The organism is Mesorhizobium sp. P160187, from assembly GCF_057766425.1.
Genome location: NZ_JBYMDX010000003.1, coordinates 758,352 through 780,045, shown reverse-complemented (window position 1 = coordinate 780,045; position 21,694 = coordinate 758,352). Strand labels below are relative to the sequence as shown.

Genomic DNA, 21,694 nt, shown 5'->3' with positions numbered 1-21,694 from the left:
TGCGGCATGGACATATCATGCGCTGGGAGTGAAACTGCGGATGCGGCCGGCGGGAGGATGCCGGCCATCTCGGGAGGACATCGATGAGCACCAGCGACCAGCAGCCGGCGCCCCCGCGCCTTGCCATGCCCGAATTGTTGATCGGCATCGGGCTTCTCGCCTGTGCCGCGGCCGTGGCGTGGCAGACCCTGGCGATCCCGGTTTCGCCGCTCTATTCCAAGGTCGGGCCGACCGTCTTTCCCTACATCACCATGACCGGCATGATCGTGCTTTCGCTGCTGCTCATCGTCGCCGCGCTGCGCGGCGGCTGGCAGCCGCAGGAAGAAAAGGAGACGCCGACCGACTGGAAGGCGATGGGCATCGTCGTTGCCGGCCTGGTCGCCAATCTGGTGCTGATCCAGCCGCTCGGCTTCACCGCCGCCTCGGTCATCATGTTCGTGCTCGTCTGTTATGGCTTCGGCAGCAAGCACACGCTGCGCGATGCGCTGACCGGCTTGATCCTGGCGCTTGCCGCCTATTTCGGCTTTGCCAGGGCGCTCGGCGTCAACATTGGCGCCGGCTTCATCGAAAACCAGCTGAATACGGTGGTCGACGCGATCATCGCCACGGTAAGGGGCTGACGCCATGGAGACGCTCGGCCATCTCGCCCACGGATTTTCGGTCGCTTTCTCGCCGACGAACCTGCTGTGGTGCCTGGTCGGCACCACGCTCGGCACGGCCATCGGCGTGCTGCCCGGCCTCGGGCCGGCGCTGACGATCGCGCTGCTGCTGCCGATCACCTACCAGGTGGCGCCGGAGGCGTCCTTCATCCTGTTTGCTGGCATCTATTACGGCGCCATGTATGGCGGCTCGACGACCTCGATCCTGCTCAACACGCCGGGCGAAAGCGCCACCATCGTCACCGCGCTGGAAGGCAACAGGATGGCCCGCTCGGGTCGCGGCGGCGCGGCACTGGCGACCTCGGCGATCGGCTCCTTCGTCGCCGGCACCATCGGCACGATGGGCGTCGCCTTCCTGGCGCCGGTGGTGGTGAAGTTCGCGCTCGCCTTCGGGCCGGCCGAATATTTCTCGCTGATGGTGCTTGCCTTCATCACGGTGTCGGCGGTGCTCGGCTCGTCCTCCGTGCGCGGCCTCACCAGCCTGTTCATCGGCTTCGTCATCGGCATGATTGGCGTCGACCTGCAGACGGGACAGCCGCGCTTCACCTTCGGCATGAACGAACTGCTCGATGGCGTCGATGTCATCATTGCCGCGGTCGGCCTGTTTGCCGTCGGCGAGACGCTCTACATGGCCTCGCGCCGCTATGCCGGCAAGGACGAGATCGTGCCGCTCAAGGGCTCGCTCTACATGACCGCGGCCGAATGGGGGCGCTCGTGGAAGCCATGGCTGCGCGGCGCTTTCATCGGCTTCCCGATCGGCGCCATGCCTGCCGGCGGCGCCGAGATCCCGACCTTCCTGTCCTACGCCATCGAAAAGAAGCTGTCGAAGCACAAGGAGGAGTTCGGCACGGTCGGCGCCATCGAGGGCGTTGCCGGACCGGAAGCCGCCAACAATGCGTCTGCCGCCGGCGTGCTGGTGCCGATGCTCACCCTTGGCCTGCCGACCTCGGCGACCGCCGCAATCATGCTGTCGGCCTTCCAGAGCTACGGCATCAATCCGGGACCGCTGCTGTTGACGACGCAGGCCGATCTGGTCTGGGGCCTGATCGCCAGCCTGTTCATCGCCAACGTCATCCTGGTCGTCCTCAACCTGCCGCTGATCGGGCTGTGGGTACGGCTGTTGAAAATCCCGGCGCCGCAGCTCTATGCCGGCATCCTGGTGTTCGCCACCGTCGGCACCTACGGCATCTCGCAATCGCCGATCGACCTCGTCATCCTCTATCTCCTGGGGGCCGCCGGCTTCCTGATGCGGCGCTTCGATTTCCCGACCGCGCCGGTCATCATCGGCATGATCCTGGGGCCGCTTGCCGAAACGCAGTTCCGCCGGGCGATGACGATCTCGAACGGCGACTGGTCGGTGTTCTACACCCACAAGCTGTCGCTGGTGCTGCTGATCCTTGCCTTCATCGGGCTCGCCGGTCCGCATATCTGGGCCTTCATCGAGCATCGGCGCCGGCGCGGACCCGAGCATGTGCCGGGCGATGCCTGAGCGACCTGGAGCATCATGACCGATCTGCTTGCCGGCATCCGCATTCTCGACCTGACCAATGTGCTGGCGGGCCCTTATTGTGCCTACCAGCTGGCGCTGCTCGGCGCCGATGTCATCAAGGTCGAGACGCCGCAAGGCGGCGATCTGGCGCGCCAGCTCGGCGCCTCGCCGGCGCTCAACGAGGCGGGGATGGGCGCGTCGTTCCTGGCGCAGAATGCCGGCAAGCGATCGGTGGTGCTGGATCTCAAAAGCGAAGCCGACCGCGAACGCTTCCTCGATCTCGTCGCCTCCGCCGATGCGCTGGTCGAGAACTTTCGACCGGGCGTGATGGGGCGGCTGGGGCTTGGCTATGAGGCGCTGAAAGCGGTTCGTCCGGGTCTCGTCTATTGCGCCATATCGGGGTTCGGCCAGACCGGGCCGATGCGCGACAATCCGGCCTACGACCAGATCATCCAGGGGCTGTCCGGCATCATGAGCATCACCGGCACGCCGGAGACCGCACCCTTGCGGGTCGGCTATCCCGTCGCCGACACGCTGGGCGGGCTGGTCGGGGCCTTCGCCATCGCCGCGGCGCTGGTCAAGCAGAAGACCTCGGGCGAGGGCGCGTTTCTCGATGTCTCGATGCTCGAATGCACGCTGTCGGCGCTGGGCTGGCCGGTGTCCAACTATCTGACCGCCGGCGTCGAGCCGCAGCCGATGGGCAATGAGAACATGACGGCTGCGCCCTCCGGCGCGTTTCGCACCGGCGACGGCCTGCTCAACATCGCCGCCAACAAGCAGGAGCAGTTCGTCACGCTTTGCCGGCTGATCGGCCAGCCGGAACTGGCCGACGATCCGCGCTTTGCCGAGCGCGAGACGCGCAAGCAGAACCGCGCTGTGCTGAAGGTGCTGATCGAGACGGCCTTGGCGAGCGCCTCGGCCGCAGGCTGGGAGGAAAAATTCAACCGCGCCGGCGTGCCGGCGGGCCGGGTGCTGACGATCCCCCAAGTGCTTGGCGAGCGCCAGGTGGTCGAGCGCGACATGACCACGCGTTTCCAGGGTCTGCCCGGCATGGCGCAGCCGCTGACCGTGGTGCGCGGCGGCTTCATGGTCGATGGCGCGGCACCCTTGCCGGTCCTGCCGCCGCCTGTGCTGGGCGAGCATATGGACGAGGTTTTTTCCACCCTGCCGCCGCGCGCCAGGAGAAGCGCGTGAGCGAGAGAAAAACCGGCCGCGAACGCGGCGAGGAATGGTGGCAGACCGGCATCATCGAGATGAGCCCCGGCATTATCCGGCTGCGCGGCTATGAAATCCAGGAGCTGATCGGCCGCGTCAGCTTTCCGGCCACGATCTGGCTGATGCTGCGCGGCGAATTGCCGAGCGAGGAGCAGGCGGCGCTGCTCGGCATTGCGCTGGGGGCGGCCGTCGACCACGGGCCGCAGGCGCCGTCGATCGCCATTGCCCGCATGGCCATCACCTGCGGCGTCGGCATCAACAGCGCCATGGCGTCCGCCGTCAACGTGCTGGGTGACGTGCATGGCGGCGCCGGCGAACAGGCGCTGTCCTTCTATGGCGACATTGCCGTGGCACTTGACCAGGGTGTTGCGCTGGACCAAGCCGTAGCCGCACGGCTCGACCGTTTCTTCGCCGAGGAGAAAGGCTATGTGCCGGGATTTGGCCATCGCTTCCACCCGGTCGATCCGCGCGCGCCGCGCCTGATCGCAGTGACGCGCGAGTTTGCCGCGCGCGGCGTCGTCAGCGGACGCTTTGCCGACATCGCCGAGGCCGTCGAATCAGAGGTGGCACGGCGCAAGGGGAAGAAAATACCGCTCAACATCGACGGCGCCACCGCCGTCATCTATGGCGAGCTCGGCTTTCCGCCGCCGTTGACGCGCGGCCTGTTCGTGCTCTCGCGCTCGGTGGGCATCCTGGCGCATGCATGGGAACAGTCGCAGCAAAGCGAGCGCAACAAAGGGCCGCTGCCGCGCGAATGGCTGTGGGCCTATACGGGCACGCCGCTGCGGCCATTTCCCGCTGAGGGGGATGAGGGTCCCGCTGAAGGGGACGAGGGCAAGTGAGGTTGGTCAGGCCGGGTCCGGCACTGCCGGCTGAGGCGGCGCCAGGTTGGCCATCAGCGTCGAGAGATCCGGCTCATCGATGAGCAACGCCGCGTCCTGCGGCTTGAGCCATGCCCGCTGGCGGCTCTTGGCCTCCTGCCAGTTGGCCAGTTCCTCGGACACCTCCAACAGATAGACGACGACGTCGACGCGCACGAAATTGTGCTCCAGCCGTTTCCAGTAGGAATAGCTGCCGGCCGGCGCCTTGCGGGTCTTGCCGAGCACGCCGGCTTCTTCGCGCGCCTCGATGGTGGCGGCCTTGCGCCCGCTCTTTCCTTTCATCGGCCAGCCCTTGGGCACGATGAACCGCTTCGTCGCTCGCGACGTCACCAGCATCACTTCGAAATTGCCTGAAACGTCCAGGCGAAAGGGAATGGCGGCGACCTGGCGAATGCGTTCGCCTCGCCTTGCCTTGCGTACCGCCTTTTTCTTGGTCGTCGCCATGTGCTGAAAATCCGGTCGGCGGGCGCACCGCCGCACGCCGCCTGCAAACCCCTGATATGCCCGCGAGGCAATGAGGCATTTTTAGTAAATAAGTCGACTAAGTAAATCGCAAGCGACCGATATCAACGGCAAACACGCACAATCTGGTTGTTGACGATCTGAATCGGACAAGCTTGCCGGACGACGGGCACTTCGGGGCGCGGCTGCGGCACGATCCGACGGTCCTGCTCGCGATATTGCTGCTGTTGTTGCTGGAACTGCTGCCGCTGCAGGCTGTTGCGCAATTGCTGCAGCTGGTTCTGCTGGATCAGCCGGTTGGCGCTGGGATTGACGGACTGAGCCGCAGCAGATTGCATGATGCCGGCGAGCGTTGCCGCCGCCAGCATTGCCGACATGAGAACTGTCGATAGGCGAAGCGTCGACATCAGTTCATTCCCGTACAGATATAACCTCCTCTCTATATAGGGCGTTCGTCTCGATCTGCCATGGGCCGGTCTGCCATGGGCCGATCTGCCACGGGTTGGCGAAATCCCTGAGGAAGCGGCCCGGCCGCACTTGACAGAAAAGATCGATTGACCGCTCTATCGGGCGCGGATCTCGGCCTCAATCGCGGCTGACTCGAGGCACAATCGGGAGCATATTGATGAAAAGCAGGCAAGTATATTTCGCGGCGCTACTGGGCAGCATCTGTATTCTTGGCCCGGTGGCAGTCGCGGCGCAAACCAAGACCGACAAGGCGGCGCCTGCCGCCGCAGCGCCCGCCCCTGCTGCCGGCCCGACATTGCCTGGCGGCGCCTCGGCGCTGTCCGAGACACATGGCGACTGGACGGTCAATTGCCAGGTAACCGGCACGGCCAAGGTTTGCAGCCTGTCGCATCAGCAGTTCAACAAGCAGTCCAACCAGCGCCTGCTGGCGATCGAGCTGTCGAGCAAGAGCGGCGAGGATGCCGCCGGAACGCTGGCGCTGCCGTTCGGCCTGGCGCTCGCCAAAGGAGTCAGCCTGACCATCGACGACCAGAAGCTGGAAGGCAGCTTGCCGTTCAACACCTGCCAGGCCGTCGGCTGCCTGGTGCCGGTGGCGTTCGATGCCAGCGTCACGCCGCTGCTCAAGGCAGCCACCACGCTGAAGATCGACGCCTTCGCGGCCGACACCGGTCAAGCGGTGAGTTTCACCATCCCGCTCAACGGTTTTGGCGGCGCGTTGGCGCGAACGGCGGAACTCTCGGCGGACTGAGCAGCGAGCGCGCGGTTACTCAACCTCGCGCAGCCGGTACCCCACGCCGGTTTCCGTGGTGATGTAGCGCGGCTGGTCGGGTGATTTTTCGATCTTCTGCCGGAGCTGGCGGACATAGACCCTGAGATACTGCACGTCGGTCGAATCGCCCCACACCTGCTTCAGCAGGAAATGGTGGGTCAGCACCTTGCCGGCGTGCTGCACCATAATGCGCAATATGTCGTACTCCTTGGGGGAGAGCTTTATCTCCTTGCCTTCGACCTTGACGATGCGCTTGACCAGGTCGACCGAGAGATCGCCGGTGTGGAACACCGGCTTTTCGCCCTGCTGCTGGAATTTGTGGCGCAGCGCGACGCGGATGCGGGCGACCAGCTCGTTCATGCCGAACGGCTTGGTGATGTAGTCGTCAGCGCCGAGTTCGAGCGCCGCGACGATGCCGGCTTCGTCGGTGCGGCTGGACAGGATGACCACGGGCACGTCGAGGCCGTCGCCGCGCCATTTGCGCAGGAGATCGAGGCCACCCATGCCGGGCAGGCCGAGGTCGAGCAGGATCAGATCCGGCTTTTGTGCATCGACGAGTTCGATCGCAGCGTTGGCGTTGGGCGCTTCGCTGACCGCATAGCCCTGGCTGCCGAGGCCGACGCGCAGCAGTTTGCGGATCGGCGGCTCGTCGTCGACGACCAGTATGCTGACGTTGGAATTTGTCATGCCGGATCACCAGATGCTTGCTCGTCCACACCTGATACGTCCGTATCGGACGATTGTACCAACCTCGGCATGCGGATTGTGAAGACTGCGCCCGGGCGATCGCTGCGGTTCGCCGCCATGATCGTGCCGCCCATCGCCTCGATGAAGCCCCGGCAGATCGACAGGCCGAGCCCGGTGCCGGCCTGGACCTGATCGCGCTTGCGCACCCGGTAAAAGCTGTCGAAGACGCGCTCCAGGTCGGCGGGCGGAATGCCCGGTCCCTCATCCATGATCTGCAGCGCGACGGAGCCATTGTCGGCCCAGCCCTGCAGCCGGATTGTCGATCCCTGTGGCGCGTATTTCGCGGCATTGTCGAGCAGATTGAACAGCATTTGTTCGAACAGCACGGGATCAAGCTTCAGCATCGGCAGGTCGGCCGGAATATCAACCTCGGTCTTGTGCCCGGCAGTGATCTTGCGTGCCCGCTGCAAGGCCGAGCCCACGACATCGCCGACATAGTGCAGGGCGAAATTCGGTTCCATGGCGCCCGATTCAATCTTGGTCATGTCGAGCAGATTGGCGATGAAGCGGTTCAGCCGTTCGGACTCGTCGAGCACGGTGGTCAGCAGCTCGGCCCGATCGTTCTCGGGCAGTGCCGGCGCAAATTCCCTGAGCGTGCCGGCCGCGCCCATGATGGCCGCGAGCGGCGTCTTCAGATCATGCGAGATCGACGTCAGCAGTGCCGAGCGCAAGCGGTCGGCCTCGGCCGCCAGCCTCGCGCGATCGACATCGGCGACCAACTGGATGCGCTCGATGGCAACCGCCGCCTGATCGGCCAGCGCGTCGAGCAGGCGCTGTTGCTCGGGCGTCAACAGCGGCCCCTGCTTGTCATTGTCGAGGCCGACGACGCCGACGGCCGCGCGTGCGGTGCGCAAGGGGAGGTAGAGGCGTTTTGCCCCGGGCAGGGTATCGGCGCCACGGCCGGCAGCCCGGTTGTGTTCCCAGGCCCAGCGTGCAGCCGCTATGTCGGCCTCGGCCAGCGTGTCATCGGGGGGATAACCGGCCTTGACGGTGATCGTGCCTTCTTCCGGCAAAAGCAGCACTACGCGCAGCTTCAGCATCGAGGCGATCTGGAAGGCTGTGGCCCACAAAACGTCGTCGAGCGTGCCGGCGCCGGCGAGCTTCTTTGAAAAGAGGTAGATGTCCTCGGTGGCCCGGGCGCGTGAACGGGCGGCGGCTGCCTGACGCTGCACACGCGCCGTCAGATTGCTGGCGATGACGGCAACGACGAGGAAGACGGCGAAGGCAACGATGCTCTCCGGATCGCGGATCGTCATCGTGTAGCGCGGCTCGAGAAAGAAGAAGTTGAAGGCAATGGCGCTGAGGAAACAGGCGTACAGCGCCGGCCACAGGCCAAAGGTCACTGCCGATGTCAGCACCGCCAGCAGCAGCACGCTGGCAAGGTTGCGAACGTCGAGGAACTGATCGAGGACGGCGCTGACGGCAAGCGCGCCGGCGACATAGACGGTCGAGAAAAGATAAGGCCAGATTTGAAATGGCGTCTGCTCGGCCGCCGCCTTGACCCTCGACGTGGCCTCGTTGTCGCGCTCCGTTCCTGAAATGACATGGACGCTGATATCGCCGGCATTGCGGATCAGATCGTAGGTGAGCGAACCCTCGATCAGTTCGCGCCAGCGCGAGCGGGTCGGCCTGCCGACGACGATATGGGTGAAGTTGTTGGCCGTGGCGTGGCGGACGATGTCCTGGGCGACGTTCTGGCCCGGAATGGTCGTCACCTCGGCGCCGAGCTGCTCGGCCAGGCGCAAGAGCGTGGCCAGCTGGTCCTTGTCTTCCTCCGACATGGCGGCCGAACGCGGCGTGTCGACATGCAGCGCCGTCCACGGGGCGCGCAGCCGGTCGGCCAGCCGGCGCGCATAGCGGACACGAGACGCTCCGCCCGGACGCGCATCGACGCAGACGAGCACCCTTTCGCCCGCCGCCCAGGGGCCGGGAATGGCGTGCGACTGCATGTGGTTGAGCAACTGCTCGTCGACGCGCTGGGCGGTGCGGCGCAGCGCCAATTCCCGAAGCGCGGTCAGATTGCCCGGCGAGAAATAGTTTTCGACTGCGCGCTGGGCAGTGTTGGGGAAATAGACCTTTCCCTCTTTCAGCCGCTTGATCAGGTCGTCGGGCGTGAGGTCGATGATCTCGATGTCGTCGGCCTGGTCGATGATGGAGTCCGGGACCGTTTCGCGCACCCTGACGCGGGTGATCTGCGCCACGACGTCATTCAGGCTCTCGACATGCTGGATATTGAGCGTGGTGTAGACGTCGATGCCGCGCGCAAGGATTTCCTGGACGTCGAGATAGCGCTTGGGGTGGCGGCTGCCGGGTGCGTTGGTGTGGGCGAGCTCATCGACGAGCACCAGCGCGGGGCGGCGGGCGAGAATGGCATCGATGTCCATCTCATTCAGCACGCGGTCCTTGTAGTCGACCTTCTGGCGCGGGATGACCTCGTAGCCTTCGACCAGCGCCAGGGTTTCCTTGCGGCCGTGGGTTTCGACGATGCCGATGACCACGTCGACGCCGTCAGCCAGCCTGGCGCGGCCGGCCATCAGCATTTCATAGGTCTTGCCGACGCCGGGGGCAGCGCCGAGAAATATCCGCAGGCGGCCGCGCTCTTCCCGTTCCGCATGCTCGAGCAGCGCGTCCGGAGATGGTCTGGTATCGTTGCTTCTGGCGTCCGGCATCAGGCTCGATCATGAACGGCGCCGAGGATCGTGTCGATCCCCGGCCCCTGGCTTCAGAGATTGTCTCTCACTGCTTGGTATCGTCCAGTGCCAGGTTGAGCGCCAGCACGTTTACCACCGGTTCGCCGAGGAAGCCGAGTTCGCGGCCTTCGACATGGCTGTCGACAAGCGCCTTGACCTTGGCTTCGTCGAAGCCCCTGGCGTTGGCCACCCGAGCGACCTGGAAATAGGCGGCGTCCGGGCTGATGGCGGGGTCGAGGCCGCTGCCGGACGTCGTCACCAGATCCATCGGCACCGGCTGGTTCGGGTTCTCCGCCTTCAGCTTTTCGGCGTCGGCCTTGATGCGGTCGATCAGCTTGGGGTTGGTTGGACCGAGATTGGAGCCGCTGGACGCCGCGGCGTTGTATCCGTCGCCGGCAGCCGAGGGGCGGCCATGGAAATACTTGTCGTCGGCAAAGCCCTGGCCGATCAGTTCGGAGCCGATGACCGTGCCGTTTTTCTCGATCAAGCTGCCATTGGCCTGGTGCGGAAACAGCGCCTGGGCGATGCCGGTCATGCCCAGGGGATAGATCAGGCCGGTCAAAACGGTGAAAAAGACGATCATGATAACAGCGGGTCTTATCTGAGTGAGCATGGACGTATTTCCTTAAGCGAGGCCGAGGCCGGTGACGATCATGTCGATCGCCTTGATGCCGGCGAAGGGAACGATGATGCCGCCGAGGCCGTAGACCAGCAGGTTGCGGCTGAGCAGCGCGCCGGCGCCGATGGCGCGGTATTTGACGCCTTTAAGCGACAGCGGGATCAGAGCGATGATGATCAGCGCGTTGAAGATGATGGCCGATAGGATGGCGCTCTGCGGCGTCGCCAGATGCATGATGTTGAGCGCTTGCAGGGGGCCGATTGTATGTCCCGGCGCAACGTAGAAGACGGCAAACATGGCCGGGATGATGGCGAAGTATTTGGCGACGTCGTTGGCGATCGAGAAGGTCGTCAGCGAGCCGCGCGTCATCAGCAGCGCCTTGCCGATCTCGACGATCTCGATCAGCTTGGTCGGGTCACTATCGAGGTCGATCATGTTGCCGGCCTCGCGGGCGGCAACCGTGCCGGTGTTCATGGCGACGCCGACATCGGCCTGCGCCAAGGCCGGCGCGTCGTTGGTGCCGTCACCGCACATGGCGACCAGCTTGCCCTTGGCCTGTTCGTCGCGGATCAGCTTCAGCTTGTCCTCGGGCGTGGCCTGGGCGAGGAAATCGTCGACGCCGGCTTCGGCTGCGATCGCCGCCGCAGTCATCGGATTGTCGCCGGTGATCATCACGGTGCGGATGCCCATTTTGCGCAGTTCGGCAAAGCGCTCGCGGATACCACCCTTGACGATGTCCTTGAGGTGGACGACGCCGAGCAGGCGGCCGTCACGCTCGACGGCCAGCGGCGTGCCGCCCGACTTGGCGATCTCGTCGGCGATCGCCTGGAGATCCTTGACGGTGTCGCTGCCGGGGCGCGCGCCGTGAGTGGCCGATGTCGACTGGCTGACATAGGCGAGAACCGAATCGACGGCGCCCTTGCGCACCGACGAGCCATCGATGTCGACGCCGCTCATCCGGGTCTGCGCGGTGAAGGGCACGAAGCTGGCATGCAAGGTTGCCATGTCACGGGCGCGGATGGCGTATTTCTCCTTGGCCAGCACGACGATCGAGCGTCCCTCAGGCGTCTCGTCGGCGAGCGAGGCGAGCTGCGCGGCATCGGCCAGTTCCTGTTCGGTGACGCCCTTGACCGGGCGGAATTCGGTGGCCTGGCGGTTGCCGAGCGTGATGGTGCCGGTCTTGTCGAGCAAAAGCGTATCGACGTCGCCCGCCGCTTCGACGGCACGGCCGGACATGGCCAGCACGTTGAAGCGCACCAGGCGGTCCATGCCGGCAATGCCGATGGCCGACAGCAGGGCGCCGATGGTGGTCGGGATCAAGGTGACGAACAGCGCGACCAGCACCGTCACCGGGATATAGCCGCCGGAATAGGAGGCAAAGCTCGGGATCGTGGCGGTGGCCAGCACGAAGATCAGCGTCATGCCGACGAGCAGGATGTTGAGCGCGATCTCGTTGGGCGTCTTCTGGCGCGAGGCACCCTCGACCAGCGAGATCATGCGGTCGAGGAAGGTGTGGCCGGAGGCGGCTGATATGCGCACGCGAATCCAGTCGGACAGAACCTGCGTGCCGCCGGTGACCGCCGAACGGTCGCCGCCGGATTCGCGAATGACGGGTGCGGACTCGCCGGTGATTGCCGCCTCGTTGACCGAGGCCACGCCTTCGATCACTTCACCGTCGGACGGGATGATGTCGCCGGCTTCGACCAGCACGATGTCGCCAACCTTCAGGCTGGTGCCGGGCACCAGCTTGAACCTGGAGCGGTCTTCGCCGGCAAGCAGCTTGGCCTGGGTTTCGGTGCGCGCCTTGCGCAGCGAATCGGCCTGCGCCTTGCCGCGGCCTTCGGCGACGGCCTCGGCGAAGTTGGCGAACAGCACGGTGAACCACAGCCAGATGATGATCTGCAGCGTAAAGCCGAAATCGCCGCCGCCGGTGGCGAGATCCTTGACGAACAGGACCGTGGTAAGAAGCGAGACGATGGCGACGACGAACATCACCGGGTTCCTGACCAGCGTGCGGGGGTCGAGTTTCCTGAAGGCGCCGCCGATGGCCGGCCACAGGATGCGGGCATCCATGATGCTCGCGGATTTGGACTGGCTCATTTGGTGGCTCCAGTATCTGAACTGTTGGCCGGCACCGACCGATCGGATGCCGAAAAGAGGGGCGGCGGACCATAGGCCAGCAGCCAGATCACGATCATGACTGCCGCGAGGCCGAGGAAGGTAGATACGCTGGGGAAGGGAGGGGGCGTTTCCTCCCCCTCATTGCCGGCTCGTGGGCCGGCTCGCGGCCGGGCCTTCATGCGTTTTGGGTAGAACCAGGACATGACAAGCCTCAGAATGTCTGGCCGTTGATGGCAGCCAGGTGCTCGACGATCGGTCCGATCGCCAGTGCCGGGAAGAAGGTCAGGCCGACGACGATCAGGATGACGCCGACGAGCAGGCCGACGAACAGCGGGCCGTCGGTCGGGAAGGTGCCGGCGGAAGCCGGAACCGTCTTCTTCGTCGCTAGCGAGCCGGCAGTGGCAAGCGCTGGAATGATGACGAAGAAGCGACCCACCCACATGGAGATGCCGAGCGTGATGTTGTACCAGGGCGTGTTGCCGGAAAGGCCGCCAAAGGCCGAGCCGTTGTTGGCCGCCGCCGAAGTGTAGGCATAAAGAACCTCGGAGAAGCCATGCGGACCGCCATTGGCCATCGAGGCGACGGCGCTTGGCAGCACGACCGCTATTGCCGTGAAGACCAGCATGACCAACGGCAGAGCGAGGATGGCGAGCATTGCCATCTTGACCTCCTTGGCCTCGATCTTCTTGCCGAGATATTCGGGCGTGCGGCCAACCATCAGGCCGGCGACGAACACGGTGATGACGATGAACATGACGATGCCGTAGAAGCCGGCGCCGACGCCGCCGACGATGACTTCGCCGAGCTGCATGTTGAGCATCGGGATCAGGCCGCCAAGTGCTGTGAACGAGTCATGCATGGCGTTCACCGCACCGCAGCTCGCAGCCGTGGTGATGACGGCGAATAGTGCCGAAGCGGCAATGCCGAAGCGGCTCTCCTTGCCTTCCATGTTGGCGCCGTCGACGCCCAACGCATGGACCAGCGGATTGCCCGCGGCTTCCGCCCAGTAGCAGATAACGACGCCAGCGATGAACAGCACACCCATCGTGGCCAGGATCGCCCAGCCCTGGCGCTGGTTGCCGACCATGCGGCCGAAGACGTTGGTGAGTGCAGCACCCAGCGCGAAGATCGTCACCATCTGGATCATGTTGGAGATGGCGTCGGGGTTTTCGAAAGGATGCGCGGCATTGGCGTTGAAGAAGCCGCCGCCATTGGTGCCGAGCATCTTGATGGCGACCTGCGAGGCGACCGGCCCAAGGGCGAGCGTCTGCTTGGCGCCCTCCAGCGTGGTGGCGTCGACATAAGGCCCGAGCGTCTGCGGCATGCCGAGCCAGACATAGACAAGGGTGAGCACGATGCTGAGCGGCAGCAGGATGTAGAGCGTGCAGCGGGTCATATCGACCCAGAAATTGCCGATCGATTTGGCCGAGGCGCGGGCGAAGCCGCGGATCAGCGCCACCGCAATGGCAATGCCGACGGCGGCGGACATGAAGTTCTGAACAGTCAGGCCGGCCATCTGCACGAGGTAGGACAACGTGCTTTCGCCGCCGTAATTCTGCCAGTTGGTGTTGGTGACGAAGCTGACGGCAGTGTTGAAGGCGAGATTGGGTTCGACCGATGCCATCCCGGCCGGATTGTAAGGCAGGACGCCCTGCAGGCGTTGCAGAAAGTACAGCACCAGGAAGCTGGCAAGGCTGAAGAAGATGATTCCTGCCGCGTAGGTCGTCCAGTGCTGCTCCTCGCGCTCGCTGGTTCCCGAAATGCGGTAGAGGCCGCGCTCAACGGGCCCGAGTATGGGCGAGAGAAAGGTGCGATCGCCATTGAAGACGCGGTACATGTAGCCGCCGAGCGGCTTCACCAGCAAAACGACGATCCCGCAATAAACCAGGATCTGTATCCATCCGTTGAGTGTCATGGGTTTCCGTGCCTTGCTTCAGAAGCGTTCTGGGCGAACGAGGGCGTATGTCAGGTAGACGAGCAGGAACAAGGTCACGCCGCCACCGAGGATGTAATCGACAAGCATGGTGCGATCCTTCCGCTTAAAGAGCGTCGCAAGCTTTGATGTAGGCGAGGGAAAGACCGAAGAACAAAACCTCGATCCCGATGACGACGATGTCCATTTGTGTTGGTCCTTGCTTCTGCTTGTATTTGGCGCCAGCGACTGGCGAGCCAGAAATTCCATGAGAACGGCCCGCCGTAACTCTGGGGTCACGGCGTCCGCAGCGTTTTGCTCGAGATGGAATATGGACCCGATCGCCATAAAGGTTCGAGACGGGGCCGGGAGGAAAGATATAAAATTCCTATAAAGATTTCCGGGAGATGGCTCCGTTCCGGGCCGCTAGAAACCGACGCCATGATATCGCGACCCCTCTTGCGGCGGCTCCGTCTTTCGAAACAATGGGAACGCAAAGTGAGGGAAAAACAGATGCTCGACATGGCACCATCGAAACAGGCGGCGACATGGCTTTGCGCGCTTGCACGGGCGCTGGAAGCTGATGACGCCGAGGCGGCCGCCAACCTGTTCGTCGAGGATTGCTACTGGCGCGATCTGCTGGCTTTCACCTGGAACATCACCACGATGGAAGGCCGCGATGAGATCCGCGACATGCTGCAAGCGACGCTGGCGGAAACGAAGCCCTCACACTGGACGCTGTCCGGCGAGGCGACCTCGGATGAGGGCACCGTCGAGGCCTGGTTCACGTTCGAAACGGCGGTCGCGCGGGGCGAAGGGATTGTGCGCCTTACGGACGGCCGCTGCCGGACCTTGTTCACGGCGGTGCGTGAGCTCAAGGGGTTCGAGGAACAAAAGGGACCGGCGCGGCCGCTTGGTATCCGTCACAAGGCCGATCCGAAGCGCGAAACCTGGGCGGAGGCGCGGGCGCGCGAGACGCGCGACCTCGGCGCCACCGAGCAGCCCTATTGCCTGGTGATCGGCGGCGGGCAGGGCGGCATCATGCTCGGCGCGCGGCTGAGGCAGCTCGGTGTGCCCACCATCATCATCGAGAAAAATGCGCGCCCCGGCGATTCCTGGCGCAACCGTTATCGCTCGCTCGTGCTCCACGATCCGGTCTGGTACGACCATCTGCCCTACATTCCGTTCCCGGAGAACTGGCCGGTGTTCACGCCCAAGGACAAGATGGGCGACTGGCTGGAGATGTATGTCAGGGTGATGGAGCTCAACTACTGGGTCGCCACCAAATGCCTCAGCGCCAGCTATGACGAGGCCGAGAAGGTGTGGACTGTGGTGGTCGACCGCGTCGGCCGGCAGATCACGCTGAAGCCGAAGCACATTGTCTTTGCCACCGGCGCCTATGGCCCGCCACGCCAGATCGCGCTGCCCGGCGCCGAGACCTTCAAGGGCGAACTCCTGCATTCCAGCCAGTATGCAAGCGGCGAGAAATTCCGCGGCAGACGTGTCGCTGTCATCGGCGCGGCAAGCTCGGGGCACGATGTCAGCGTCGACCTCTGGGAGAGCGGCGCAGACGTCACCATGATCCAGCGGTCGCCGACGACAGTGGTGAAATCCGACACTCTGATGGAAGTCGGCTTCGAGATCTTCTCGGAAAAGGCTTTGGCGCGCGGCATCAGCACCGACAAGGCCGACCTGATCGTCGCGTCCACGCCGTTCGCGCTTGTACCCAAGGGCCAGCGGGATCTTTACGAGGTGATCAAGGCACGCGACGCAGACTTCTACGACCAGCTACGCGCCGCCGGCTTCGCCATCGATTTCGGCGAGGACGAGACCGGGCTGTTGATGAAGGCCTACCGCACCGGCTCCGGCTACTACATCGATGTCGGCGCCTGCGAACTGATCATCAATGGCGAGATCAAAGTGAAGAGCGGCGTCGGCATCAGTTCATTGACGCCGACCGGCATCCTGTTCGACGACCGCAGCGAGCTGGCCGTCGATGCGATCGTCGCCTGTACCGGCTACCAGTCGATGAACGAGACCGTGGCGGCCATCGTCTCGCGCGAGGTCGCCGACAAGGTAGGGCCATGCTGGGGCCTCGGCTCCGGCGTCAAGGGCGATCCCGGTCCTTGGCAAGGCGAGCTGCGCAACATGTGGAAGCCGACGGCCCAGGACGCGCTGTGGTTCCACGGCGGCAATCTGGCGCTGTCGCGGTTTTACTCGAAATATGTAGCGCTGCAGATCAAGGCGCGGATGGAAGGGATTGCGACGCCGGTGTTTGGGGCGGTGAGTAATTCGGGGTAAGGTTCGACCCCCACTCCGTCGAGCTTCGCTCGACACCTCTCCCCCGATCGACGGGGGAGAGGAATGGCGCGAAGCGATTCCAGCTGGCGCCTTTCCTCTCCCTCCGGAGGGGGGAGAGGTGGCTCGGCGAAGCCGAGACGGAGTGGGGGAAGGCGGTCCTCAAACGCGCCGCCGAAAGACAGACCATCTCCCATGAAGGGGAGACCAGCTAATCGTGCCTACGCCCGAAATGCCGTGCCGCGACCTCGACATGCGTATGGTGCGTGTGGGCCTCGAAGCGCTCGGTCTCGTTGTGGTCGGCGGCTTCGTTCGGCCACCAGACACCACCCACGACGATGCCGTCCGATGTGAGCCGCTGATCCGCGATCAGCGCCGCACCGACCGCATCGACGAAGGTAAAGCGCCCGGGGCGCAGTCTCAGCACCGCGACATCGCCGACACCGCCAACTTTCAGCGTCCCAAGCTCCGGCCTGGCGATCGCCTCGGCTGGCCTTTGCGTGGCGGCGCGCAGCACCTCGACCAGCGGCATGCCCAGCGCCATTAGCTTCGACATGCAGACCAGTATGTCGAAGGCCGGACCGTCGACGCAATAGAGATGCACGTCGCTGGAGATGACGTCGGGCGCGAGGCCCTCGGCCAGCATCGCTTTCGCCACGGCGAAGTCGAACGATCCCATGCCGTGGCCGATGTCGAAGATGACGCCGCGTTCGCGGGCCAGCCGCATGTCCGGCCGCACCGCGCCGGAGGCGAAGACCGGCGCGTTGGGGAACGGGCGAAAACAGTGCGTGAGGATGTCACCCTTGCGCAGCCGCGGCAGCACTTCGGAGCGGCCGGGCGGCGGCTCGTCTATATGCGCCATCAGCGGCAGGCCGGCCTGGTCGGCGGCTTCCAGCGCGAGATCGACCGGCGCGATGCCGCTGGCGCCGCCGGCATGCTTACCGGAGCGCACTTTTACGCCGACGACGACATCGGCGTGCTCGCGCACCGCAGCCACCGTCTCGCGTGGCTCGCAGAGCCTGAGATCGCTGCATTCGCCGACAGAGACGCTTTGCGAGAAGCCGAATATGCCGGCAAAGGAGATGTTGACATAGGCCAGGATGCGCACCTTCGAGCGCTCGATGACATGGCGGCGAAAGCCCAGAATATTGCCGGCGCCGGCGCTGCCGGCGTCGATGAAGGTGGTGGTGCCGCTCTTGGCCGCCAGCCGGTCGGCATCGACGCCAAGCGAGGTGCCGCCCCAATAGACATGGCTATGCAAATCGATGAGGCCGGGCGTGACGATGCAATCACGAGCGTCGACTATCTTGGTGGCGTGCTCGGCATCGATCGCCGCCTCGATGGCCACGATGCGTCCGCCCGCAACGGCGACATCGCGCGGCGCGTCCAGGCCCGAGGCCGGATCGATCAGGCGGCCGCCCTTGATCAGGAGATCGAACTGCATCGGCGCCTGCCTCTCTTTGTTTCGGGGCATGATCTTTGGACAAAACGGTTTCCGTTTGTCCGAGAAAACCGGTTTCCACTTTTCGGGATCATGCCCCGACTGGTCAAACCGGCCGGTAAGCGACGGCTTCGACCTCGATCTTGATGTCGATCATCAGCCGCGATTCGACCGTGGTGCGGGCCGGCGGATTTTTCGGGAAGTGCTTGGCGTAGACGGCATTGAAGGCGCCGAAGTCGCGCGCGTCCTCGAGCCAGACCGTGGTCTTGACGACATCGTCCATGGTGCAGCCGGCCAGCGCGAGTGCTGCCTTCACATTCTGCAGCACCTGCTCGGTCTGCTCGGTAATGCCGCCCTTGACCACAATGCGGTCGCCGTCGACCGGCACCTGACCTGAGATGTAGACGAAATCCCCGGCGCGCACGGCCGGCGACAGCGGCACGTGGGATGTTCCAAAACACTCTTTGGGCAAAGGAAACTCCTGTTCAGAATGGCGGGCCGCGCCCCGTTTTCGACGACCGCTCTACGCCTGTCCCGGTGATCCTCATAGGGGGCTTTTTGGAAAGCAGCATTTTTCCAAACGCGTGTTGCTTTATCGCAGGCTCGCCAGCATCTTGCGCGTCGCATTTTCCCGACAGGAGATTTCAATGACCTTCGACAAGAACCCGTTTCCAGAGGGCGATGCCGATCGCCACGCGCTCTGGGAAATGTTGGTGCGGCGCGACATCGACGCCTTTATCGGTCAGGACTGGTCGATGGTCGAGGATGATTTCCTCGCCGACAGCTTCTTCGGCATGCATGCGCATTTCCTCAGCGATGCCGACGCTTGGCGTCTGCAATTCCCGAGCCTTGCCGTCTATCGCGACGAATGGCTGCGCCAGGCCAAGGAGACGGCGACGACCAGATTCGCCGAGCCGCTGCGCGAGGCGCTGTTTCGCGTCACCAACATGCGCGACATCGATGTCGATGGCGACCGCGCCGTGCTGCACAAGAAGTTCAACGGCTCGGTGGCCAAGGCCGATGGCAGCGTCGACAAGCTGAAATGGCAGACGCTGTATTTCTGCAGGAAGGTGGCGGGCCACTGGAAGATCGGCGGCTTCGTCGGCTACATGCCGCATCCCTTGGGGAACTGAGGTTTACCCGCTGATGCTATTGCCGGCCTTCGCGCACGAAGACGTCCGCTTCCGGGCTGCAGCTGTAAAAGCTCGCCAACCGAACCCACTCGAGCTCAAGCGAGTTGAACGGGACAGGTTCGTCCAACAGGGCTAGCGGGAGCGGTGGTCGAACACAACCGCCATGGTCTTACCAATTGCCGCCATGACGACGAGTTCGACGAGATCGTCGTCGCTGTCGACACAGGTTGGATCCATGCGGCGGATGGCGTCGAGCGCCGCCCTGGTCGAGACGGTATCGCCGGCGCGGAATCTGGAAAGCGCAGAGGAAACAAGGTTCTGGGTTGTCACGTCGATGACAGGTACGCTCGGCACTACGTTCATGGCTTCCTCCTGCCAAGAACCCTCTCCCGAAGGAAATAATACGCCGAACGACGGCGTGTGCCAGCGGAATCGTGGTCCGACCAGATTGCCTGGAGGGCACGTTTGCGTGTTTGATAGGATCGAGCCCACAGCGTCCAGGACGGGACATGAAACTGTACTTCAGCCGCAATCCCAATCCGCGCCTCGCGGTTGCAACTGCACGTCATCTGCAGGCCAAGGTCGAGTGTGAGTTTGCGGCACCCATGGCGCCCGGGCAGGCTGAGCGGTTTCGTCAGCTCAATCCCAATCTTACCCTGCCGATATTGGCATGGCCGGGCGGCAGCCTGTGGGAAGCAGACGCCATAGCCTGCCTTCTGTCGCGCGAAGCGGGTTCGGATTTCTGGCGCGGCGGCGATGACCAACCCGACATGATCCGCTGGCTGAGCTGGGGCAAGGAGAATTTCGTCCGGGCCTGCGACATCGTGCATTTCGAGCGCGGAACCAAGCAGCGCTACGGGATTGGGCCCGTCGACCAGGGCAAGGTCGAGGAGGGGCTGGCGGAGTTCCGCATCGCGGCAGCGATTCTCGAGGCGGAGCTCGCCAAGCGGCCATGGCTTGTGGGCAAGTCGCTCTCCTATGCCGATTTCCGTATGGCGACGTTTTTGCCGTTCAACGATGCAGCCGGCCTGCCGCTGGCGGACTATCCCTCTGTTCTGGGTTGGTATCGCCGGCTCGAAGCCATCGATGCCTGGCGCGATCCCTTCGACGGGCTGGACGCGCCGCTTCTGCCGCCGGTCAACTCCGCTTGATGTGCTTCCCTTTGGGCAGATGGGCTGATGTGTGGCGCTTTGGCAGCATAGGTGTGGAACAGCGGGCGAGTTGCCATGGCGCGCTCGACGGCTCGCGGCCGGGTTGATAAGCCCTGTCCGCAAGGAGAGTCGTGACATGACCGTAGCCATCGAGATGGGACAGACGACGGCGGGTGCGCCGGCGGCGCTCGACCTTGAGGAGCTGCTGGCGACCCGGCTTCTGGTGCAAGGCAATTCCGGCTCCGGCAAATCGCACCTTTTGCGCCGGCTCCTGGAGCAGAGCGCGCCCTGGGTGCAGCAGACCATCATCGACCCGGAAGGCGATTTCGTCTCGCTGGGCGACCATTACGGCCATCTGGTCATCGATGCCGAGGAGCATACGGAGCGTGGCCTGCAAGCAGCCGGCGAGCGGGCGCGCATCCACCGCGTCTCCACGGTGCTCAATCTCGAAGGGCTCGATGCCGAGAACCAGATGCGGCGCGCCGCTGCCTTTCTCGGCGGGTTGTTCGAGGTTGGCCGCGAGCATTGGTATCCGATGCTGGTGGTGGTCGACGAAGCGCAGCTGTTCGCGCCCGCCGTGGCCGGCGAAGTGTCCGACGAGGCGCGAAAGCTCTCGCTCGGCGCCATGACCAATCTGATGTGCCGCGGCCGCAAGCGCGGCCTTGCCGGCATCATCGCCACGCAGCGGCTGGCAAAGCTCGCCAAGAATGTCGCGGCGGAGGCGTCCAATTTCCTCATGGGCCGTACCTTCCTCGATATCGACATGGCGCGCGCCGCCGACCTTCTGGGCATGGAACGGCGTCAGGCCGAGGCGTTTCGAGACCTGGAGCGCGGGCACTTCATGGCGTTGGGCCCAGCGCTGTCGCGCCGTCCGCTGGGCGTGCGCATCGGCCAGACCGAGACCAGCCCGCGCAACGGTACGCCGCGGCTGATGGCAATGCCGGAAACAGCGCTTGAAGACGCGCGCGCCATCATCCTGGCGGCGCCGCCGCCCGAGACGATGCGCGCGCCGCGCCGGATGGCGTCGCCGGAGCTGCTCGACCAGCTGATGGCGGCCAAATCGGCAGCGATGGAGATCCGCCCGGAACCTGCGGAACCGGCGGTAAGCGCCGAGGATATGGCCGAGCGGCGAGAGCGGGTGGACCGTGTCCTGCGCGCCATCCTGGCGCAGCCCGATGCGGGTTTCCGCGTCATCGGCGTGCTTTATCAGGAGTTCGTCGTCCGCTGCCGCATCGAAGGCCTCGCTTCGGTGGTGCCGGACCTCTCAGAATTCCGTCGCATGCTGACGCGTGCCCGCGCCGGGCTCGGCGCCGACATGGCAGGCGATGACGCCTGGCAGGACGTTTCCGTGCGCGCCTCGCTGCTGCCCGAGGACATGCAGGGCGTGTTCATGATGATCGCCCGCGCCGCCAAGGAGGGCTGGCCGTGCCCGAGCGACGCGGCGATCGCGCGCGCCTACGGCTCGCATTCGCTGCGGCGCGCCCGGCGGCTGCTCACCTATATCGAGGAGCAGGGCCTCATCGTCTGCCAGCTCGACGGCACCGGCCGCCGCACGGTGACGCTGGTCGAGCTCGCCTGGGCGACGGCGCCGGGCGACCCCAATGCCGCGGAGGCGGAACAGGGCAGCCTGGCGCTGTGA

The 21,694-nt window shown here is 64.6% G+C and carries 20 protein-coding genes; 9 read left to right on the top strand and 11 right to left on the bottom strand.

All coding sequences use genetic code 11. From position 1 onward, the window contains the following. Nucleotides 1–83 precede the first annotated feature (83 nt). From AC3CCE_RS07050 to AC3CCE_RS07035, 4 genes are read left to right on the top strand one after another with little or no spacing between them, the layout of a single operon-like run. Nucleotides 84–620: a tripartite tricarboxylate transporter TctB family protein gene (locus tag AC3CCE_RS07050; protein ID WP_023728518.1), complete on the top strand. Its 537-nt coding sequence runs from the start codon at nucleotides 84–86 to the stop codon at nucleotides 618–620. A gap of 4 nt (nucleotides 621–624) precedes the next feature. After that, entirely contained in the window at nucleotides 625–2,148 is a 1,524-nt protein-coding gene (locus AC3CCE_RS07045) for a tripartite tricarboxylate transporter permease (protein ID WP_023669720.1), read from the top strand. Between the two features lie 15 nt (nucleotides 2,149–2,163). After that, nucleotides 2,164–3,342, top strand: coding sequence for a CaiB/BaiF CoA transferase family protein (locus AC3CCE_RS07040; protein WP_352510301.1), 1,179 nt, complete (start codon nucleotides 2,164–2,166; stop codon nucleotides 3,340–3,342). Then, complete coding sequence (locus AC3CCE_RS07035; protein WP_031196006.1) at nucleotides 3,339–4,205, top strand: citryl-CoA lyase; 867 nt, start codon at nucleotides 3,339–3,341, stop codon at nucleotides 4,203–4,205. The genes AC3CCE_RS07040 and AC3CCE_RS07035 overlap by 4 nt, the downstream gene beginning before the upstream one ends. 6 nt (nucleotides 4,206–4,211) lie before the next feature. Here the strand turns inward: AC3CCE_RS07035 and AC3CCE_RS07030 are convergent, their stop codons facing one another. Together AC3CCE_RS07030 and AC3CCE_RS07025 are read right to left on the bottom strand one after the other, a co-directional pair. Then, a complete protein-coding gene (locus AC3CCE_RS07030) occupies nucleotides 4,212–4,688 on the bottom strand; it encodes an NUDIX hydrolase (RefSeq protein ID WP_023669717.1) in 477 nt (158 codons plus the stop codon). A gap of 122 nt (nucleotides 4,689–4,810) precedes the next feature. Then, on the bottom strand, nucleotides 4,811–5,113 hold the full coding sequence (locus tag AC3CCE_RS07025) for a hypothetical protein (protein WP_023683090.1): 303 nt from the start codon (nucleotides 5,111–5,113) through the stop codon (nucleotides 4,811–4,813). A gap of 218 nt (nucleotides 5,114–5,331) precedes the next feature. Between AC3CCE_RS07025 and AC3CCE_RS07020 the strand changes: the two genes are divergently transcribed. Continuing rightward, complete coding sequence (locus tag AC3CCE_RS07020) at nucleotides 5,332–5,922, top strand: invasion associated locus B family protein (protein ID WP_023669715.1); 591 nt, start codon at nucleotides 5,332–5,334, stop codon at nucleotides 5,920–5,922. Nucleotides 5,923–5,937: 15 nt separating this feature from the next. On the opposite strand, the gene AC3CCE_RS07015 is transcribed toward AC3CCE_RS07020, so the two are convergent. From AC3CCE_RS07015 to AC3CCE_RS06990, 6 genes are all read right to left on the bottom strand, one after another. Further along, entirely contained in the window at nucleotides 5,938–6,630 is a 693-nt protein-coding gene (locus AC3CCE_RS07015) for a response regulator transcription factor (protein ID WP_023669714.1), read from the bottom strand. Continuing rightward, nucleotides 6,627–9,359 carry a DUF4118 domain-containing protein gene (locus tag AC3CCE_RS07010; RefSeq protein WP_352624825.1) on the bottom strand — a complete coding sequence of 911 codons (2,733 nt, stop codon included), beginning with the start codon at nucleotides 9,357–9,359 and terminating at the stop codon, nucleotides 6,627–6,629. The genes AC3CCE_RS07015 and AC3CCE_RS07010 overlap by 4 nt, the downstream gene beginning before the upstream one ends. A gap of 67 nt (nucleotides 9,360–9,426) precedes the next feature. Next, nucleotides 9,427–9,993, bottom strand: coding sequence for a potassium-transporting ATPase subunit KdpC (gene kdpC, locus AC3CCE_RS07005; protein ID WP_352624823.1), 567 nt, complete (start codon nucleotides 9,991–9,993; stop codon nucleotides 9,427–9,429). A 12-nt stretch (nucleotides 9,994–10,005) separates the two neighbouring features. After that, complete coding sequence (gene kdpB, locus AC3CCE_RS07000) at nucleotides 10,006–12,099, bottom strand: potassium-transporting ATPase subunit KdpB (RefSeq protein ID WP_023704187.1); 2,094 nt, start codon at nucleotides 12,097–12,099, stop codon at nucleotides 10,006–10,008. 232 nt (nucleotides 12,100–12,331) lie between these two features. Further along, nucleotides 12,332–14,035: a potassium-transporting ATPase subunit KdpA gene (kdpA, locus tag AC3CCE_RS06995; protein ID WP_352624821.1), complete on the bottom strand. Its 1,704-nt coding sequence runs from the start codon at nucleotides 14,033–14,035 to the stop codon at nucleotides 12,332–12,334. Nucleotides 14,036–14,053: 18 nt separating this feature from the next. Next, nucleotides 14,054–14,143, bottom strand: a complete 90-nt coding sequence (locus AC3CCE_RS06990) for a K(+)-transporting ATPase subunit F (RefSeq protein ID WP_023669708.1) — start codon at nucleotides 14,141–14,143, stop codon at nucleotides 14,054–14,056. Between the two features lie 402 nt (nucleotides 14,144–14,545). Between AC3CCE_RS06990 and AC3CCE_RS06985 the strand changes: the two genes are divergently transcribed. Further along, entirely contained in the window at nucleotides 14,546–16,333 is a 1,788-nt protein-coding gene (locus AC3CCE_RS06985; protein WP_352624819.1) for a flavin-containing monooxygenase, read from the top strand. A gap of 208 nt (nucleotides 16,334–16,541) precedes the next feature. On the opposite strand, the gene AC3CCE_RS06980 is transcribed toward AC3CCE_RS06985, so the two are convergent. Both AC3CCE_RS06980 and AC3CCE_RS06975 read right to left on the bottom strand, forming a co-directional pair. Then, nucleotides 16,542–17,774 (bottom strand): amidohydrolase/deacetylase family metallohydrolase, encoded by a 1,233-nt coding sequence (locus tag AC3CCE_RS06980; protein ID WP_023710832.1) that lies wholly within the window; start codon nucleotides 17,772–17,774, stop codon nucleotides 16,542–16,544. Nucleotides 17,775–17,877: 103 nt separating this feature from the next. Further along, a complete protein-coding gene (locus AC3CCE_RS06975; protein WP_023683098.1) occupies nucleotides 17,878–18,243 on the bottom strand; it encodes a RidA family protein in 366 nt (121 codons plus the stop codon). Nucleotides 18,244–18,418: 175 nt separating this feature from the next. Between AC3CCE_RS06975 and AC3CCE_RS06970 the strand changes: the two genes are divergently transcribed. Continuing rightward, nucleotides 18,419–18,904 carry a hypothetical protein gene (locus AC3CCE_RS06970; protein WP_023710833.1) on the top strand — a complete coding sequence of 162 codons (486 nt, stop codon included), beginning with the start codon at nucleotides 18,419–18,421 and terminating at the stop codon, nucleotides 18,902–18,904. Nucleotides 18,905–19,036: 132 nt separating this feature from the next. Here the strand turns inward: AC3CCE_RS06970 and AC3CCE_RS06965 are convergent, their stop codons facing one another. Further along, a complete protein-coding gene (locus AC3CCE_RS06965) occupies nucleotides 19,037–19,267 on the bottom strand; it encodes a hypothetical protein (RefSeq protein ID WP_023669703.1) in 231 nt (76 codons plus the stop codon). 146 nt (nucleotides 19,268–19,413) lie between these two features. Between AC3CCE_RS06965 and AC3CCE_RS06960 the strand changes: the two genes are divergently transcribed. Both AC3CCE_RS06960 and AC3CCE_RS06955 read left to right on the top strand, forming a co-directional pair. Then, a complete protein-coding gene (locus tag AC3CCE_RS06960) occupies nucleotides 19,414–20,055 on the top strand; it encodes a glutathione S-transferase family protein (protein ID WP_023700072.1) in 642 nt (213 codons plus the stop codon). A 136-nt stretch (nucleotides 20,056–20,191) separates the two neighbouring features. Then, nucleotides 20,192–21,694, top strand: a complete 1,503-nt coding sequence (locus tag AC3CCE_RS06955) for a helicase HerA domain-containing protein (protein ID WP_352624816.1) — start codon at nucleotides 20,192–20,194, stop codon at nucleotides 21,692–21,694.